The following is a 17,364-nucleotide window of genomic DNA, read 5'->3' as shown; positions in this document are numbered from 1 at the left end:
AATATATTAGAGTGTGACAATCTTATTAAAATGATATGTTATGAATGAATATCAGTTAAAACAGCTCATTAAAAAAGGAGAATCGCGCATCCTAGAATTTAAACAGAGGGTAACAAAACCTGACCGTTTCGCAAAAACAGTATCGTCTATTGCCAATACAAAAGGTGGAATTCTCTTGGTCGGGGTAAATGATGACCATTCCATACAAGGCATTGACCCTTTTGAAGAACAGTTCGTCGCTGAAGAAATCATCAAGTTTAATATTCATCCTCCCCTCGAAGTTCGTTTCGACACCATTGAAACAGAAAACGGTTCAGTCCTTAAATTATCCATTCCTAATAGCCCGACCAAACCCCACAGAGCTTTATCCAAAAAAGGAGAATGGCAAACCTATGTTCGATTTAATGACAATAGTGTATTAATGTCTGAACGGGCACAAAAATTAGCTCAAAAAGAATCATCATCTAGACTCGCTAAGTTAAAAAGGAAATTATCAAGACAAGAGAAGTCGTTATTGGTTTATTTATATGAGAATGAAAAGATCACACTAAAAAGGTATTGCAAGTTGGTCAACTTTTCAGAAAGAAGAGCCAGAAGAACATTAAATGAACTCATGTACTTCGGGCTACTTCGAGAATATACCATTGACAAATCTATTTTCTATTCCTTAGGATAAAGGTTAGGGTTTACCAATGGGATCATGGCTAATACTAATGCCTGCACATAATATTCTGTTCTGCCTAAAGCACCAAAAGTAAGGGAACCGACAGCCCCTCCTTTACGTTTTGATCCATTTTCATTAAATACTTGATCGTTTGCATAACCTAATTCGATACCTTCTTCTACAAGTTGTTGTACTTTTGATGGAAGGTAGAATACTCCTGTCTGTCCTTTACCTATCGCATCTTTTTGATCTATCACACACATCCAAGCAAAGGCATACATTTTTCCATCTTCATCTTTATCGATACCTCCTTCCATACCGACCCAATACTCTGCTTCTGGAATTTCCGACTTTGCATTCATTGCTCTATTTAATGCCCCTTGCCAAGTTTCTTTAGATGTCATTGGCTGATCAGAAACACCGGATGGAACATCTACCCCAATCACTTCGAATTGCTCATTTGGTAAAATTTTCTGCATTCCTTCTAGTGAAGCATTAATTTTTACAGGATTTTTTGAAGCAACTATTATTTTTTTATTCATTTTTTAAACAATTCTATTAAATTTGGCATTAGATCATACAAAATGATCCAAATGATAGATTTTCTTTCTTGAATTAATCGGTACAAACGTACTAAAACAAGTACGTACCTTCAAACACAACACAAAAGGTTATGTTAAAGAATCTTCTGATAAAAAATTACGCACTAATTGAGCACACAGAAATAACCCCTGACAATGGTTTAAATATTATTACTGGTGAAACTGGTGCAGGTAAATCCATTATGTTAGGTGCATTAGGTTTACTTAAAGGTGGTAGAGCTGATAGTAAAGCATTATTTGATACCTCTAAAAAATGTGTAATTGAAGGTAGCTTTGATATTTCATCATATAAGCTGAAAGAATCATTTAAAGATCTTGAGCTTGATTATGAAAAAGTAACCATTCTAAGAAGAGAGATCACTCCGAGTGGAAAATCAAGAGCTTTTATTAACGATACACCTGTACGCTTAGAAGTCATGCGTAAGGTGAGTGAGAAGCTGATGGATATTCACTCTCAACATGATACGTTACAATTAGGCTCTAATATCTATCAATTAAATCTTGTAGATACTTATGGTAAATTAGAGGCTAAGGTTGAACATGTATTTGTTGCTTATAAAGAATACAGAAAGACAGCTCAGTCTTACCAACAACTTTTAGACGAATACAATCAAATCAAGGAAGAGTTCGAGTTCAATCAGTTCCAACTCAAAGAATTAGATGATGCAAATCTTGATGATGTCAATCAGGAAGAGTTAGAAAAAGAGCTTGAGATGTTAGAAAATGCTGAAAACATTAAAGTAGCTCTAAATACCGTATTAGAAACGCTTACCCGTTCGGACTTTTCTGCTGACACATCGATCTACTCAGCTATATCTGAATTAAATGGTTTAACCGATTACTCTAAGAAGTTAGAAGAGATTAGAGACCGATTAGATAGCTGCCATATTGAACTACGAGATATCATTACTGAAGTTGAAGGTGAAGAAGATAATCTTTTCTTTGATCAAGAACGTATTTTTATGATCAAGGAAACATTAGATGGTGTTTATGGACTTCAACAAAAACACAGAGTAAATGATCTACAGGAGTTAATCGAGAAACGAGAATCTATTCGTTCTAAAGTAGATAAAGTTGAAAGCTTTGATGAAGCACTTCTTGCTGCAGAAACAGAAAAGAAAGCCGCTTATGAAGCAATGATGGAAATTGCTGGAACATTATCGGAAGCCCGTAAGAAAGCGATTGAGCCATTAGCTAACGAACTAAACAGCACTCTTGCCGATTTAGGAATGCCTAACGGTCAAATAGTAATTGAACACCGAGAAACTGAACCAACAGTTATTGGTATCGATGAAGTTGAACTTCTATTCACAGCTAACAAAGGACGAGCGCCACAACCTCTAAGAGAAGTAGCCTCAGGGGGTGAATTCTCTAGATTAATGTTAGCAATTAAATATATTCTTGCAAGTAAGACTTCTTTACCAACTATCATATTCGATGAGATCGATACGGGTATTTCTGGAGAGATAGCCATTAAAGTTGGGGCAATTATGGAAGAAATGGGCAAAAACCATCAAGTATTTACAATTAGCCATTTACCACAAATTGCTGCATTGGGTTCTAAACATTATTATGTTTACAAAGACCATGAAGGAAGTTCTACAGTGAGTAAAATCAGAACATTAAACCAAGAAGGTAGAGTTCAAGAAATAGCTCAAATGATTGGTGGATCGCAACCTAGTGAAGGTGCAATTCAATCTGCAAAAGAATTAATTGGAATAAAGTAAAAAAATGAAAGGAAGTTCTAGAGGCAACCAACAAATTCGGTTTCACCGCTTCTAGGGCTTTCTACTTTAAAACTCAACATTTTATTTAATACATCAAGTTTTCCTGATAAAGATTCATTCTCTTCAGAACAATTAAGTTCGTAAAGGTCTGCATCCAAAGGTGTAGTAAGTAATTTCATTTCACCGCTTCCACATCCATCCATAATAATTTCCAAATGCAGCGTGTTACCTTCCGATAAGGTAATTGATGTTTGAGCATCCACCTCATACTTAAAATCATCGACAACTTTAAAAAGTTTACCAGTATAACAACCAGTTACCTTTGATAGTGTGTTCTCTTTAAGCTCTACCATAATTTATTGTGATAAGTAGTTTAATAAGAATAAAATAGCTTTATAAAAATAGTCCTCTAGTAAAGTATTGATTTGATTTGCTAGGAGAAAATTAAAGTCCTAACAAATATAGTAACTAATCTCCTACGACTCAACGAATTGTTATATTTTTTCAAGTTATTTTCATAAACTTGGATTTTTCGATGATCAAACCAACATGGCATACCTGTATTTACGTCTTTCTCAGTTTTTGAATAAAATTGTTCTTTGAAAAAATTGTAATAAATGCAACATACTATGTATGTTTGCAGCATTATTCTAACAGAACAATAATTTTAGTACATCATTTTTTTGAAATATGGACGCAATTAAGAGTACAGACTTAGCATTTGAGAATGCTACAAATGTCTACAAAGGTAAAGTGAGAGATGTATATTTCTTCGATGACAAGATTGGTATTGTTGCGTCGGACAGAATTTCTGCTTTTGATGTAATACTTGAGAGAGCGATTCCTTACAAAGGGCAAGTATTGAATCAAATTGCAGAAAAGTTCTTAAAAATGACAAGCGACATTGTCCCTAACTGGTTTGAGTCTGCTCCTCACCCAAATGTTCACATCGGTAAAAAGTGTGATGCATTTGCAGTAGAGATGGTAATCAGAGGCTATTTAGCTGGACATGCTTGGAGAGAATATCGTGACGGTAAAAGAGAACTTTGTGGTGTACCTTTACCTGAAGGTTTAAAAGAAAACGACAAGCTTCCTCACCCAATCATTACGCCTAGTACAAAAGCTACTGAAGGACATGATGAAGATATCTCTAGAGAGGAAATTCTTAAGCAAGGTATTGTTTCTGAAGAAGATTATAAAAAACTAGAAGAATACACTTACGCATTGTTTGCGAAAGGTCAAGAGTTTGCCAACGAGAGAGGATTAATCCTTGTTGACACAAAATACGAATTTGGAAAATTCAATGATGAGATCTTCTTAATAGATGAAGTTCACACACCAGATTCATCAAGATATTTCTATGCTGACGGCTACCAAGATAGACAAGATGCAGACGAACCTCAAAAGCAATTATCTAAGGAATTTGTAAGACAGTGGTTAATCGAAAATGGCTTTCAAGGAAAAGACGGTCAAAAACAACCTTTTATGTCAGATGAGTTTGTAAAATCTGTTTCTGATAGATATATTGAACTTTTTGAGAAAATAACTGGCGAAAAATTTGAAAAGTCTTCTTATCAAGATATTGAAGAAGAAATTTTCAAATCAATCAAAAATCAATTAGGATAAACCTAAGATCCCTAGTATTTTTGTTATATTGCCATCCAAAATAATAAAAGACTATAAAGATATTATGAGATTTTCAGTCAATAAAAGCGAAAAATATACAGTACTTATTCCAGAAGAGGAAAAATTGGATTCTTTAAAGGCTCCTCAGTTAAAAGCTGAGATAGTTACAATGTTCCAATCAGGTACTGAAAATTTAATTATTGATCTTTCAAGCGTAAAGTATGTAGACTCATCTGGATTGAGCTCAATACTTGTTGCTAATAGATTAGCGAGCGAAGTAAATGGTCGTTTAGTATTAGCAGGCTTAAATGAGCATGTAATGAAATTAATTAAAATTTCGAAATTAGAATCAGTATTAAATCTTTTACCAACGGTACAAGAAGCAATTGACTCTGTATTCTTACACGAGATTGAAAAAGATATTGAAGGAGACGAGGAAAATAATTAATTCTTATCTCTTTTTGAAAGATAAATTAGAGCTCGAGTTTCAACTTTTGGAACTCGAGCTTTATCCGTTAAACTAGATTACAAACACTGTATTATCCCTTGTCGTTCGATATTACTATACTAGGTTCTAGTGCTGCCATTCCATCTAAAGGCAGGCACATGACTTCCCAACATGTTCGTATTGGTAATCAACAATTTTTAATTGATTGTGGTGAGGCTACACAGCATCAGCTTTTAAACTTAGGTATAAGTCTTCACAAGATTGAACATATTTTCATTAGTCATCTACATGGCGATCACTTCTTTGGGTTACCTGGGTTATTATCAACCATGCACCTTCAAAGAAGAACAGAACCTTTATATATCCACGGACCAAGAGGATTAGACGAGGTATTGTTAGCTAGTTTCAAACATTCTAAAACCGAATTAAATTACAAGGTTTTTTTATACGATAATCCGACGATGTTCCCTGAAGTGATTTATGAAAATGATAAGATCACTGTAGAGACCATCCCTCTGACGCATAGAGTACCCTGTACAGGGTTTCTATTCAGAGAAAAACAGAAGCAATATCGTATCATCCCTGAAAAACTTCCTTCAGGCCTTCCTTTTGAAGCTTTCAGAGCACTAAAAAGAGGTGAAAATATTGAGTTTGAAGGAAAACCAATTAATTATCAAGACGTAACGTTGCCTCCTAGAAAATCTCGCTCATATGCATTTTGTTCAGACACAAAATACAGTAAAAGCGTAATTTCTAAAGTATATGGTGTCGATTTATTATATCACGAATCAACATTTATGAATCGTCACTTAGATAGAGCGAATGTTACTTTCCACACGACAGCAAAACAAGCTGGAGAAGTCGCTAGAGAAGCCAAAGTAAACGAATTGCTTATTGGCCACTTTTCAGCTCGATACGCTGATCTCTCTGAATTATTAGCTGAAGCTCAAGTGGAATTCCCGAATACACAATTAGCCATTGAAGGTGAGAAATTTTCTATTATAGAAACTGACTAAATGAAATAATTGTATATTCGTATTGGGTACAAGGTCATCTAAATTTCTGACCCTTTTCATCCTATAAATTATATAATTATGCCATTCGGATTTTTCAAGAAAAAGAAAAAAGAGGAACCTCATTACGATCCTACCAATATATCAATTCGCGACCTAAGAAAAGGTTATGTATTAGACTATGATTTACAATCTTGGGAAGTTACAGAAGAATATGAATACGATTGGGGTGGCGGAGAATTCTCTTGGGAATATAAATTACAAAGTGCTACTGAATCAGTATTTTTAAGTATTGAAGATGATGATTTTCTAACAGGCACTGTCAATAAAAAAATTATGTGGGGCAAATTACCAGACGAAGTTGAAGACGGTATCACTTCTAAAGGAAAGCCTCCCAAAAAGATCACCTTCAACGGTAAGACATATTACAGAGACAGCAAAAACGTTGGATTCTGGAGAAATGTACATACCACTTCAAGTGATAACAGTTCAGAATATATGAGTTGGGAATATTATGATGATTCTGAAAAGTTCGTCTTAACCATTGAGCAATTCGATGATGAAGAATTTGAAGCTTCTTTAGGAGTTGTTGAAGAACCAGATAAATTCACTAATATTTTACCAAACACAAACGACTAAATTTACGTTTATTTATAAACAATACATTTTAGTCAAATTAATTAGAAACACTACCATACTAATAAAATGAAGAAATTAGCCATATTTCTACCCTTTTTGATATTAATTGGTTGCTCAAGCTCCAATGAAACTTTCAAAAAGAATCCCGTAGATCAATTTATTATCGACATGAGTGATGTTAACGACTTCACAATATTGTTGCAAGATATGGACGCGGAAGAACATCTATTTACTGCAGATATCTTTCGTCATAAATATAAAATCATAACAATGGGTGCTGACAGTATTCCTGTTTCAAAGGAAACGGATTGGTACGATGTCTCTCCTTCCTTTTTCCAGCTTCACTCTGGTGACATAGGAATGGAAATCGCCTCAAAAGTAAATGGAAAAGTTTCCAAGCAAGTTTCTCCTCCAGGTTATTCAGGTTATGTTGGTAATTCACAGTACGGTGAATGGAAAACTAACCCTAATACAGGGACAAGTTTCTGGGAGTTCTATGGTAGATATGCCATGATGAGAAGTTTATTCAATATGGCATATTATGGACCGATTTACAGATCATCATATACTGATTATAGAAGATACTCTTCAAGTGGAAGAAACTATTATGGTGGTAGTTCTGGATCTCCAAGATATGGAACTTATTCCTCAGGTGTAAAGAAATCTAATCCTACTTTTGCCAATAGAATGAGTAAAAGCAGTAGCTTCAGAAACTCTGTCAACAAGAGTGTAAGTAGATCTCCTGCAAAATATGCTGCTGGGTCAAGATCAACATCAACAACAAAAAGTACTAACTCTAGATATAGTAGCGGATCTTCTTCTCGTTCAAGATCTTCATCTAGAGGTGGCAAATAAAAAAAAGAACAATTAAAATGATCAACCCTCAATCTTTATTGGGGGTTGTTTTTTATATAGACAAACATGGCTTCGTTTTTATCGAAATCTAACACATTAAAACTAGCATTATTTGCAACCGGCCTATCAGGAATTGTAGCTGAATATGTTTTATCCACTTTAGCTACATACTTTCTTGGTAATTCCGTCTTACAATGGACACTAACCCTATCCTTTATGCTTTTTGCTATGGGTTTAGGAAGTAGATACAGTAAGTATATCGACAAAAATCTATTAGAAAAATTTATCTGGGTAGAGTTTACTTTATCGTTTTTAGTATCATTTTGCTCAATAATCGCTTATGGTATTTCTGCCTATGTTAGTTTTAAAAAGCATTTACTTATTTTCCCATTACCACTTGATGGAGTAGTTATATATACCACAAGTATTCTAATTGGTTTTTTGATTGGACTTGAAATACCTCTTGCCACTAGATTAAATGACTCTTTCGAAAGCCTTAAAGTAAATATTTCTTCAGTGATGGAGAAAGATTACTTTGGTAGCTTATTTGGTGGTTTATTCTTTGCATTTGTAGGTCTTCCTTTTCTAGGGTTAACCTACACTCCTTTTGTCCTTGGATTTGTCAATTTATTTGTAGCTATTTTGCTTTTATGGAGACTAGACGACATCATTCACCCTAAGTATGTCAAAACTCTAAAGAGTGCTAGTATTGCTTTATTCGCAGTAATTGCCATAGGAATGTATTACGCAAAAGATGTCATAAATTACGGTGAACAAAAGCTATACAAAGATCAGGTAGTCTTTCAGGAGCAAACTGCCTACCAACGAATTGTAGTTACACAATGGAAAGAAGATTATTGGTTATATATTAATGGCCACTTACAATTAAGCACATTTGATGAATGGCTATACCACGAACCCATGGCAATACCGGCGATGAAGCTATATAACCAACCTAAGAATGTTTTAATACTTGGAGGTGGAGATGGATGCTTAGCAAGGGAAGTCTTAAAATTCAATTCTGTAGAAAGTATCACATTAGTTGATCTAGACCCTGCGATAACCAACCTAGCCATAGAACATCCAATATTCAGGAAATTGAATAATAACTCTTTATCTAACCCTAAAGTAAAAGTAATCAATGATGACGCATTTACTTTTTTGGAAAGAGACAACAATTTCTATGATGTTATCCTTTTGGATTTTCCCGATCCAAAATCAATTGAACTTGGAAGACTACAATCACTTGAGAACTATAGACAATGTTACAAGCATTTACGTCCACATGGTATTGTAGTCACTCAAGCAGGAAGTCCTTATTATGCGACAAAAGCTTTTTATTGTATTGAAAAAACTATGCAAGCTGCTGATTTCAATACTGTGCCTTTGCATAATCAGATTCTTACTTTAGGCGAATGGGGTTGGATTGTTGGAGGAAAAGATATGTCTTCAGATGAAATGAAAAGCAAAATCAGACATGCCAACTTAGATGATATACCTACTAAATGGCTAAACAAAGAGGCGTTATATTCTATCTCAACTTTCGGTAAAGCATTAATTGATTTTGACAGTACCAAAGTAGAAATAAACACCGTTCATAATCCAGTGCTCCCTACCTATTATGGTAAAGCAAACTGGGATTTATTCTAAAAAAAGAGGAGTTGATTTTTATGTCAACTCCTCTTTTTTGTTTGATAATTCTTCTAACTCTTCAGGGATAGACTGGGATGTTTTAATATCTCCTTTTTGTTTCATATCAGAGAGTAGTTTGATTAAGTTCCCTTTACCTGTGTGCAATTGCTTGATGGCTTTATCGACATCCTCTTTTGTTCCACCTATTTTTCTCTGCAAGTTCAATAAAGTATCTATAAAACCTCTCGCCTTATTATAAATTGCTGTAGCCTGTCGAATAACTTCTTCTATATTTTGTTGTTGATTTTCGTTTCTCCATAACTCTTCTATCACTTTTAAAGTTGACATTAGCGTTGTTGGACCAACAATAACCACCTTCTTCTTATATGCATAATCCCAAAGAGTTTCATCTTGTTGTAACGCTAATAAAAAGGCCGGTTCTATTGGAATAAACATTAGAACATAATCCAGTGATTTTATAGCTGGCAAATTCTGATAATCTCTAAATGACAAATCATCAATATGTTTTTTTATAGCATTTACATGCAAAGCAGACTCTCTATCTTGTTGTTCGCGATCTACAGCTGAAACATATCTATCATAAGCATTCAAAGAAACTTTAGAATCAACAATTACCTGTTTATTTCCTGGATAATTAATTACCACATCAGGGCGTTGCCTTTCACCGTTCTCGTTATTGTAAGATGGTTGTACAAGGTACTCAAACCCTTCTCTTAATCCTGATTTCCTTAAAACAGAATCGAGAATCATTTCACCCCAATCACCTTGTTTCTTTGTATCTCCTTTTAATGCTTTTGTTAAGTTCTGAGCATCCTCAGCAATCTTCACATTCAATTTTCTTAATAACTCAATCTCTGTTCTTAGAGAGTGACGTTCATTGGACTCTTTGCCATAATTGTCTTCAATTTTCTTTTTAAATCCATCAATTTGATCTTTAAAAGGCGACAATATCACATCAAGATTCAATTTATTCTGGGTTGCAAACTTAGATGATTTTTCATCGAAAATCCTATTTGCTAAATTTTCAAATTCTGTCTTAAACTGTTGCTGTAATTGAGTAAGTTCATGAGAACTCTTTTCAATTTTCTCATTCAACGTATGATTGAGAGTTGATAATTCTACTCCTTTTCTAATTTCTTCAGCATATTTAGTTCTCAACTCATCAAAATCCTGTTCTAGCTGTTCTAATCTTTTCTGTGAATGGAAAGCTGTATTTTTAAAGGTTGCTGCCTCTTGGTTTGATTGAGCAAATCTATCATCTAACACCCTATTTTTTTGACTTACCTCATTTAATCTTTCTTGAAATTGATTTGCTTCTGATTCTTTTACTGCTAGTAAAGAAGTCAATTGTTGTTTTTCCGACTGCAACTGAAGAAGCTGATTATTTCTATTATTTTGTTCTTCCTCAATTTTTTGCTGTGATAACTGGTATTGCTCATTAAGTAAGATTGCTTTAGCATACTTATTTCTTAAAAAGAAGTAGGTAATAAACACTGATAAACAAATAACTAATAGAGTTATAACCACTAAAATAGTTGGTGATATGCTTTCCATCTTAAATCATTAGGGTCTACAATGATCACAAATTTATAAATTTTATGTTTAAATTTTAAGTAAAAGACAATATTTTAAACGAAACAATACTTTAACTTCAGTTTATCAAATTTAAATTCTCACAAAAGAACATAGATAGATATTAAACAATGTTGATTTTATGAATTGGCAATTTAATCAGGTGCAATTGTTGAAAATTATCACAATATGCTTTATTGAGCTATAATGTAATAACACTGTGAAAATTCATTGAATAATACCTATATAAAATATCACTAAAACGTTAAAAATAGGCTGCATTATCCACAAAATGTTAAATTCATGTAAGAAAAAAGCGTTTTATCAATTAAGATTTTTCATATCTTTGCGGCGCTCAAATTGAAACTACATAGACAATTTTAATAACTCAATAATAATTAATTACATGAAAAGGCTAGCATTACTGCTTTTGTTTACACTACCCTTATTTTCCAACGCACAGGATTTGGATTCCTTAGTGATGACCAATGGTGACCTTATAGTTGGTGAAATCAAAAGTATGGATAGAGGTGTTGTCGAAATTGAAACAGACTACTCTGATTCCAACTTTAAAATTGAATGGAGCGGTATCCAGAAAATGTTCTGTCATACTAACTTCCTAATTTCATTATCAGATGGTCGAAGGTATAACGGACATATCACCTCTACTAACCCTGAAACATTTCATATTATTAGTGATAAAGACGGTACAGTAGATGTAACACCAAATGATATCGTTTATTTAAAATCAGTTAATCAATCATTCTTAAGTAAGTTATCTGCCAATATTGATTTAGGATATAGTTATACAAAAGCCAATAACTTATCTCAACTAAATCTAGGAACATTCCTAGGGTATACTTCAAACCGTTGGAGTGCAACCTTAACAGGTACGAGTTTAAAATCAACACAAGATAATGCTGATAATATTGAAAGAAATGAAGGGAACCTTACCGGTAACTACTTTTTACCTCATGATTTCTATTTTACTGCATCTGCTGGTTATTTAACCAATACCGAACAGTCCATCAATCTTCGTTTGATATTCTCTGGTGGTTTTGGTAAGTATATTATTCATACCAATACAGCTTATTGGGGTTTTTCTACTGGTGCATCGTACTTAAATGAAACTTTTTCACCGGTTACTGATGAAACAACCGGACAAAGTACAACTGCTGAACCTAGGTCATCTGCAGAATGGTATTTGGGTACTGAGGTGAACCTTTTTGACACTGGTGATCTATCCTTTTTTACTGGAGCAAAAGGATACCGTTCATTATCTAACGAAGACCGTTGGCGTGCTGACGTTAATGCAAATATCAAATATGATTTGCCTTTAGACTTCTACATCAAGATGGGTTACAATATGAACTACGATAGTAAACCTGCGGAAGCTGGCAAAGAAGTCGATTTCCAGTATACATTCGGTTTCGGATGGGAGCTATAATTGAGAAAAATCAATTTTAAAATATTGAAAAATATCGATTGTTTACATTAAATTAGAGGGAATTTGCACATTCTAAACATGATGAACAGTCAAAACTTTTTCAATACTTTAAGCAATAGAAGAAAAATTGTAATAGGTTTAGTGATCACACTACTGACATTAAACCTATTACAATTATTTATGCGTTCCGGTGAAGAAAGCAGATTAAGTGACCGGGTACAAAGCAAAAACTTCGAATTAGTGCTTACTTATGCTAAACTAGATTCCATTTCAACAGAACTCAACAAACAGATCCAGATATTAACTCATATGAATGAGGATATTACCTCCTTAGAGCATGTTAGAGATAGTTTGGAAAGTGAGAAGAAAGAATTAAGATCTGCACAATTACTTCAAGAGAAAAGGTATCATTCTATACGATCTAAAGTGAGTGTATATGAAGAATTTCTAAATGAAAAGAATACCGAAATTACTTCTCTAAAACATGTCAACGATTCATTAATCTCTGAAAACTCACACCTAAAACAGGAAAAAACAGATCTGAAAAGCAAAATTGATAACCTAAGGAATCAGCAAGGTGAACTAGAAAAAGAGTTGGACGCTGCCAAGATTCTAACCGCATATGATTTCACTTCGTTTATTACAGATCAAAAAGGGAATATCATTAAGGGAGATGCCTATAAAGCAAAAAAAGTAAATGATATTACGGTACAATTTAAATTAGCAAGAAACAGTCTTTCCGAAAGTGAACGTAAAATTGCTTACATGTGTTTAGTCGATCCAGACGGTGCTACAATTTATAATGCTATTAATGAAACGAGATCATTTTCGTTAGCTAATTCAGAAGAAAAAATATTTTATACTGTACGTTCTACTTTTGATTACGACAATCAAGATGGGTCATTAGTACAGATCACATACAGCAATAAATCTTTCCTTGCTAAGGGGCTTTATACTGCAAAAGTCTTTTGCGAAGGGTATCAATTGGGTAAAATCCAATTTAGTATTCAATAATCCGTATTTTTTGGTTAAAAATTCTATTTTTTCAAGAATCATAAACTAAATTATACTAGAATTTTAGCAAATTCGCATTCCGCATTTTTTTATGAATAGACTTTTGTTTTTAGATGAGATCAAATACTTATAAAACTGTAGTAGAAGAACCCAAAAAGGTGAAAAAGGACAGCCCATTTTCAAAGTGGTTTGCCAACTTACCTAAATGGAAATTTTTATCTAATGACGCGGAAGATGAGAACAGCCAATACATTCAAAAAGTTGTTTTCGTAACTTTTCTTGGAATCATATATATCGCAAATAGTTTTCAAGCTGAAAAATCGCATTTACGTATCAATCAACTGGAAAAATCTGTAGAACGACTAAGAGTAGAATATAGTACTCTAAAGTACGATTTTATCAATGAAAGCAAGAGAAGTAAGATCGAAGAAAAAGCTGCGAATATGGGGTTAGTTCCTTTAGAGAATGCTCCTATTGTTATTACTGTTCCAAATTTAGAAGACAACTAAAAATATCTGACATAGATTATGGGAATTCGACATTCCATTTTAAATAGAGTTAGAATTGCATTCCTTTTTATTTTAGGCATCGCAGTGGCAATTATTGTTAGAATATCTGATTTACAATTTGTTGAAAAAGACAGATGGGAAAAAGCAGGTATTGCCAACCGTGTTAAAATAAGAAGAGTAGATGCAACAAGAGGCAATATTTTAGCAGATGATGGCAGTTTGTTAGCCACATCCATTCCTTTTTACAAGTTAGCATTTGACCCAATGGTAGCATCAGACAGCGTTTTTCTAAAGGGCGTTGATTCTCTTAGTTACCAATTATCAAGATATTTCAAGGAAAAAAGTAAAAGTCAATACGATTCACTTTTAAGAACTGCTCGAAAAAAGAAAAGACGTTATTTAGTTTTATCCCATAAACAGATAAAACATCAAGACAAGAAATATATCGAACGTTGGCCGATTTTTAGAGAAGGGCGTCACAAGGGTGGGGTAATCTTCGATAAAGTTGAAAAACGTTTCAAACCTTTTGATGATCTAGGAAGAAGAACAATTGGGTTCATTCGTAAGGATGACAAAGCAAAATTTACTGGTAGAGGTTTAGAGTTTAGTTTTAACCAGGATTTAGCAGGTACAGACGGAGAAGCCTTATTCCAAAGAGTATCAGGAAACCAGTGGAAACCACTTGATAATGGTGCACAGATTCGAGCAAAAAATGGTTTCGATATTCAAACTACTCTAAATATGGAGTTTGAAGAGCATGCACATCAAGTATTAAAAGATGCACTTATTAAACATGATGCAAACTTTGGTACTGTACTATTGATGGAGGTGCATACAGGTGAAATTAAAGCAATCGTTAACCTTGGTCAAAATAAGGAAGGAAATTATGTTGAGGATTTCAATTATGCTATTCAAGGTGTAATGGAACCTGGGTCTACCTTTAAAGGAGCTTCAATGTTGGCTGTTTTGGAAGAATCTGATATTAACATAAAAGACTCTGTCAACACTGGCGAAGGTAAATACCAATTCTATGATGAGTGTATCATGACAGATGCACACCAATATGGGTTCGGTATGTTATCAGTTGAAGAAGTGATTGAGAAATCATCTAATATTGGTATATCAAAACTAGTTTTTAAGAATTTTCGAGAGAACCCTGAGAGGTTTTTCAAATACCTTGACCGTTATAATTTAACGTCAACCATTGGTTTCCAAATGGAAGGTGAAGGTAAACCGAATATTAGTAGACCGGGTGACCCGAGTTGGAGTGGTTGCTCTCTTCCTTGGATTTCTATTGGTTACGAGGTAGAAGTATCCCCTCTTCAAGTACTTACTTTCTATAATGCTGTCGCTAATGAGGGCAAAATGATTACTCCATATATCGTAAAAAAGATTTTACAAGGAAATGAAGTAATTAAAGAATATGATTCGAATGTAATCCGTAAAAGCATCGCTTCTGAACGTTCTATTAAAGCACTTCAAGGGATGTTGAAAAAAGTGGTAGATAGTGGTACTGCTCGAAAAATCAACAAAGCAGATTTTAGTATTGCAGGTAAAACAGGTACTACACAAAAACTTAAAGGAGGTAGATATACAAAAAATTACTTTACTTCTTTTGTGGGGTATTTCCCTGCCGATAAACCAAGGTACTCAATGATTGTAGCTATTGATGAACCAAAAGGAAATGCAAAATATGGCGGAGATGTTTGTGCTCCTGTATTTTTAGAAATTGCAGAAGTAGTTTATAACAGAACTACAGAAAGAGATATTCACTATGTAAATAATGAAAACGAAGCTGCTTTCCCTTATATAAAAGCAGGAAATTATAACGATTTATTACTCCTTTCAGATGCGTTTGATATCCAACAGGTATCTGAGAATACTTCCCCATGGGTTAGAACAAGAGTGAAAGGAGATACTATTGCATGGGTAGACACAAAAATTAGAAGAGGAACTATGCCAGATGTTCGAGGCATGACTTTAAGGGATGCGATGTACTTGATCGAAAGCGAAGGTGCTCAGGTGACTGTAAACGGAACAGGAAGAGTTGTCACGCAATCCATAACACCTGGCGGAAGAATCAATAGTAAAACTCAGGTTTACCTTAAATTACAATAATTACAGTGATGGAAAAGAAAAATATCACACAACTTTTAAAAGGCTTAGAGTTTGAGTTAGTTCAAGGAAACTTACAACAAGAAGTACCTGATATTCAATTGGACTCTAGAAAATTAACAGACAACAGCCTTTTTATTGCCATTAAAGGTAATGCTCTAGATGCTCACCGCTTCATCCCCAAAGCGATTGAACTTGGAGCAAAAACAATTCTTCTTGAAGATATCCCTGAATCATTAGTTGATGGGGTCACCTATATAAAATTAAATAATACAGGACAGGCTGCAGGTTTAGTTGCTGCCAATTTTTATGACAACCCTTCTGATAAAATAAAGGTTGTTGCAATAACTGGTACTAACGGAAAAACAACGGTAGTTACATTATTACAAAACTTATTTATCAAGTTAGGATATAATACTGGTGCACTTACTACCATTGAAAATAAAATCAATGATGAAGTAATCCCAACAAAATTAACAACACCTGACCCTGTCACTCTACAGTATTTATTAGCAGAGATGGTAAAAAAGAACTGTTCTTTTTGCTTTATGGAAGCCAGTTCTCATGCTATTGTTCAAGGTAGATTACATGGTATTCAACTAACAGGTGCTATTTTTTCAAATATAAGCCATGATCATTTAGACTATCATGGAACGATGAAAGAATACATCAACGCTAAAAAACGACTGTTTGATACTCTTCCAAAGAGTGCTTTTGCTCTTGTAAATATTGATGACAAGAGAGGTCTTGTGATGCTTCAGAACTGTAATGCCAAACACTATTCGTTTGCTTTACATACTATGGCCAACTTTAAAGGCAAACTTATTGATAATACTTTTGAAGGTATTCAGATGGAAGTCAATGGACATGAAGCATGGTTTCAGTTAATTGGTTCTTTTAACGCATACAATGTACTGACAGCTTTTGCCACTGCATCTTGCCTTGGTGAAGATGAAATCAGTACTTTACAAGCTCTATCAGAGCTAAAGCCAGCCAGAGGTCGATTTGAGCAGTTAGTTTCTCCAAAAAACATTAGAGGAATTATTGACTATGCCCATACTCCAGACGCTTTAGAAAATGTTCTTGAAACTATTAAGGATATTAAAGAAGATGGTGAAAGAATCATCACTGTAGTAGGTTGTGGCGGTGATCGTGATAAATCAAAGAGACCTATTATGGCAAAAACTGCTGCAATGCTTAGTGAAGAAGTCATACTTACCTCTGATAATCCTCGAACTGAAGATCCTGATGAAATTCTTGATGAGATGCAAGAAGGAATATCACCAACACAGGCTAGAAGGACTCAAGTTATTGTTGATCGTAGAGAAGCCATTCTAAAAGCCGTAGAAATGGCAGAACCAAGAGATATCATTTTAATCGCTGGTAAAGGACATGAAACCTACCAAGAAGTAAATGGTATCAGAGAACACTTTGACGACAAAGAGGAATTATATAAAGCTTTTCAACAATAATTACATTA

16 protein-coding genes are annotated in these 17,364 nt (G+C 34.1%); 13 read left to right on the top strand and 3 right to left on the bottom strand.

Annotation, left to right across the window (positions count from 1 at the left end):
- The first annotated feature begins 40 nt into the window (after positions 1-40).
- A complete protein-coding gene (locus QL232_RS14890; protein ID WP_281614683.1) occupies positions 41-676 on the top strand; it encodes an ATP-binding protein in 636 nt (211 codons plus the stop codon).
- Here QL232_RS14890 and yjjX read toward each other — a convergent pair.
- The gene (yjjX, locus tag QL232_RS14885) at positions 661-1,206 is read right to left on the bottom strand and encodes an inosine/xanthosine triphosphatase (RefSeq protein WP_281614682.1); all 546 of its coding nucleotides are present in this window, start codon (positions 1,204-1,206) and stop codon (positions 661-663) included. The genes QL232_RS14890 and yjjX overlap by 16 nt on opposite strands.
- 131 nt (positions 1,207-1,337) lie before the next feature.
- On the opposite strand from yjjX, the gene recN reads away from it, so the two are divergent.
- The gene (gene recN / locus QL232_RS14880; protein ID WP_281614681.1) at positions 1,338-2,993 is read left to right on the top strand and encodes a DNA repair protein RecN; all 1,656 of its coding nucleotides are present in this window, start codon (positions 1,338-1,340) and stop codon (positions 2,991-2,993) included.
- Between the two features lie 17 nt (positions 2,994-3,010).
- Here the strand turns inward: recN and QL232_RS14875 are convergent, their stop codons facing one another.
- Positions 3,011-3,346, bottom strand: coding sequence for a hypothetical protein (locus QL232_RS14875; protein WP_168881454.1), 336 nt, complete (start codon positions 3,344-3,346; stop codon positions 3,011-3,013).
- Positions 3,347-3,683: 337 nt separating this feature from the next.
- On the opposite strand from QL232_RS14875, the gene QL232_RS14870 reads away from it, so the two are divergent.
- The 6 genes from QL232_RS14870 (at position 3,684) to QL232_RS14845 (ending at position 9,224) form a co-directional block, all read left to right on the top strand.
- Positions 3,684-4,619, top strand: a complete 936-nt coding sequence (locus QL232_RS14870) for a phosphoribosylaminoimidazolesuccinocarboxamide synthase (RefSeq protein WP_281614680.1) — start codon at positions 3,684-3,686, stop codon at positions 4,617-4,619.
- 64 nt (positions 4,620-4,683) lie between these two features.
- A complete protein-coding gene (locus tag QL232_RS14865) occupies positions 4,684-5,067 on the top strand; it encodes an STAS domain-containing protein (RefSeq protein WP_168881456.1) in 384 nt (127 codons plus the stop codon).
- Positions 5,068-5,165: 98 nt separating this feature from the next.
- Positions 5,166-6,083: a ribonuclease Z gene (locus QL232_RS14860; protein WP_168881457.1), complete on the top strand. Its 918-nt coding sequence runs from the start codon at positions 5,166-5,168 to the stop codon at positions 6,081-6,083.
- A gap of 78 nt (positions 6,084-6,161) precedes the next feature.
- Complete coding sequence (locus QL232_RS14855) at positions 6,162-6,719, top strand: DUF4178 domain-containing protein (RefSeq protein WP_168881458.1); 558 nt, start codon at positions 6,162-6,164, stop codon at positions 6,717-6,719.
- Between the two features lie 66 nt (positions 6,720-6,785).
- Positions 6,786-7,574, top strand: coding sequence for a hypothetical protein (locus tag QL232_RS14850; protein WP_168881459.1), 789 nt, complete (start codon positions 6,786-6,788; stop codon positions 7,572-7,574).
- Positions 7,575-7,640: 66 nt separating this feature from the next.
- A complete protein-coding gene (locus tag QL232_RS14845; protein ID WP_281614679.1) occupies positions 7,641-9,224 on the top strand; it encodes a polyamine aminopropyltransferase in 1,584 nt (527 codons plus the stop codon).
- 18 nt (positions 9,225-9,242) lie between these two features.
- On the opposite strand, the gene rmuC is transcribed toward QL232_RS14845, so the two are convergent.
- On the bottom strand, positions 9,243-10,781 hold the full coding sequence (gene rmuC / locus QL232_RS14840; RefSeq protein ID WP_281614678.1) for a DNA recombination protein RmuC: 1,539 nt from the start codon (positions 10,779-10,781) through the stop codon (positions 9,243-9,245).
- Positions 10,782-11,205: 424 nt separating this feature from the next.
- Between rmuC and QL232_RS14835 the strand changes: the two genes are divergently transcribed.
- The 5 genes from QL232_RS14835 (at position 11,206) to QL232_RS14815 (ending at position 17,356) form a co-directional block, all read left to right on the top strand.
- Entirely contained in the window at positions 11,206-12,246 is a 1,041-nt protein-coding gene (locus QL232_RS14835; RefSeq protein ID WP_281614677.1) for a DUF481 domain-containing protein, read from the top strand.
- A gap of 78 nt (positions 12,247-12,324) precedes the next feature.
- Positions 12,325-13,260, top strand: coding sequence for a hypothetical protein (locus QL232_RS14830; protein ID WP_168881463.1), 936 nt, complete (start codon positions 12,325-12,327; stop codon positions 13,258-13,260).
- Positions 13,261-13,373: 113 nt separating this feature from the next.
- Positions 13,374-13,769, top strand: a complete 396-nt coding sequence (locus tag QL232_RS14825; RefSeq protein WP_168881464.1) for an FtsL-like putative cell division protein — start codon at positions 13,374-13,376, stop codon at positions 13,767-13,769.
- Positions 13,770-13,787: 18 nt separating this feature from the next.
- Positions 13,788-15,887: a penicillin-binding protein gene (locus tag QL232_RS14820; RefSeq protein ID WP_168881465.1), complete on the top strand. Its 2,100-nt coding sequence runs from the start codon at positions 13,788-13,790 to the stop codon at positions 15,885-15,887.
- 8 nt (positions 15,888-15,895) lie between these two features.
- Positions 15,896-17,356: a UDP-N-acetylmuramoyl-L-alanyl-D-glutamate--2,6-diaminopimelate ligase gene (locus tag QL232_RS14815; protein WP_281614676.1), complete on the top strand. Its 1,461-nt coding sequence runs from the start codon at positions 15,896-15,898 to the stop codon at positions 17,354-17,356.
- Positions 17,357-17,364 lie beyond the last annotated feature (8 nt).

The sequence above is a fragment of the Flammeovirga sp. SubArs3 genome, from assembly GCF_947387565.1.
GTDB lineage: Bacteria > Bacteroidota > Bacteroidia > Cytophagales > Flammeovirgaceae > Flammeovirga > Flammeovirga agarivorans.
This window is presented reverse-complemented; position numbering and strand designations above follow the sequence as displayed.

Excerpts from the sequence above, each read along its gene's own strand:
- QL232_RS14870 (WP_281614680.1), top strand. The coding sequence starts at position 3,684 with ATGGACGCAATTAAGAGTACAGACTTAGCATTTGAGAATGCTACAAAT.
- QL232_RS14855 (WP_168881458.1), top strand. The coding sequence starts at position 6,162 with ATGCCATTCGGATTTTTCAAGAAAAAGAAAAAAGAGGAACCTCATTAC.
- QL232_RS14865 (WP_168881456.1), top strand. The coding sequence starts at position 4,684 with ATGAGATTTTCAGTCAATAAAAGCGAAAAATATACAGTACTTATTCCA.
- QL232_RS14820 (WP_168881465.1), top strand. The coding sequence starts at position 13,788 with ATGGGAATTCGACATTCCATTTTAAATAGAGTTAGAATTGCATTCCTT.
- rmuC (WP_281614678.1), bottom strand. The coding sequence starts at position 10,781 with ATGGAAAGCATATCACCAACTATTTTAGTGGTTATAACTCTATTAGTT.
- recN (WP_281614681.1), top strand. The coding sequence starts at position 1,338 with ATGTTAAAGAATCTTCTGATAAAAAATTACGCACTAATTGAGCACACA.
- QL232_RS14845 (WP_281614679.1), top strand. The coding sequence starts at position 7,641 with ATGGCTTCGTTTTTATCGAAATCTAACACATTAAAACTAGCATTATTT.
- QL232_RS14825 (WP_168881464.1), top strand. The coding sequence starts at position 13,374 with ATGAGATCAAATACTTATAAAACTGTAGTAGAAGAACCCAAAAAGGTG.
- QL232_RS14890 (WP_281614683.1), top strand. The coding sequence starts at position 41 with ATGAATGAATATCAGTTAAAACAGCTCATTAAAAAAGGAGAATCGCGC.
- QL232_RS14850 (WP_168881459.1), top strand. The coding sequence starts at position 6,786 with ATGAAGAAATTAGCCATATTTCTACCCTTTTTGATATTAATTGGTTGC.
- yjjX (WP_281614682.1), bottom strand. The coding sequence starts at position 1,206 with ATGAATAAAAAAATAATAGTTGCTTCAAAAAATCCTGTAAAAATTAAT.
- QL232_RS14835 (WP_281614677.1), top strand. The coding sequence starts at position 11,206 with ATGAAAAGGCTAGCATTACTGCTTTTGTTTACACTACCCTTATTTTCC.
- QL232_RS14875 (WP_168881454.1), bottom strand. The coding sequence starts at position 3,346 with ATGGTAGAGCTTAAAGAGAACACACTATCAAAGGTAACTGGTTGTTAT.
- QL232_RS14815 (WP_281614676.1), top strand. The coding sequence starts at position 15,896 with ATGGAAAAGAAAAATATCACACAACTTTTAAAAGGCTTAGAGTTTGAG.
- QL232_RS14830 (WP_168881463.1), top strand. The coding sequence starts at position 12,325 with ATGATGAACAGTCAAAACTTTTTCAATACTTTAAGCAATAGAAGAAAA.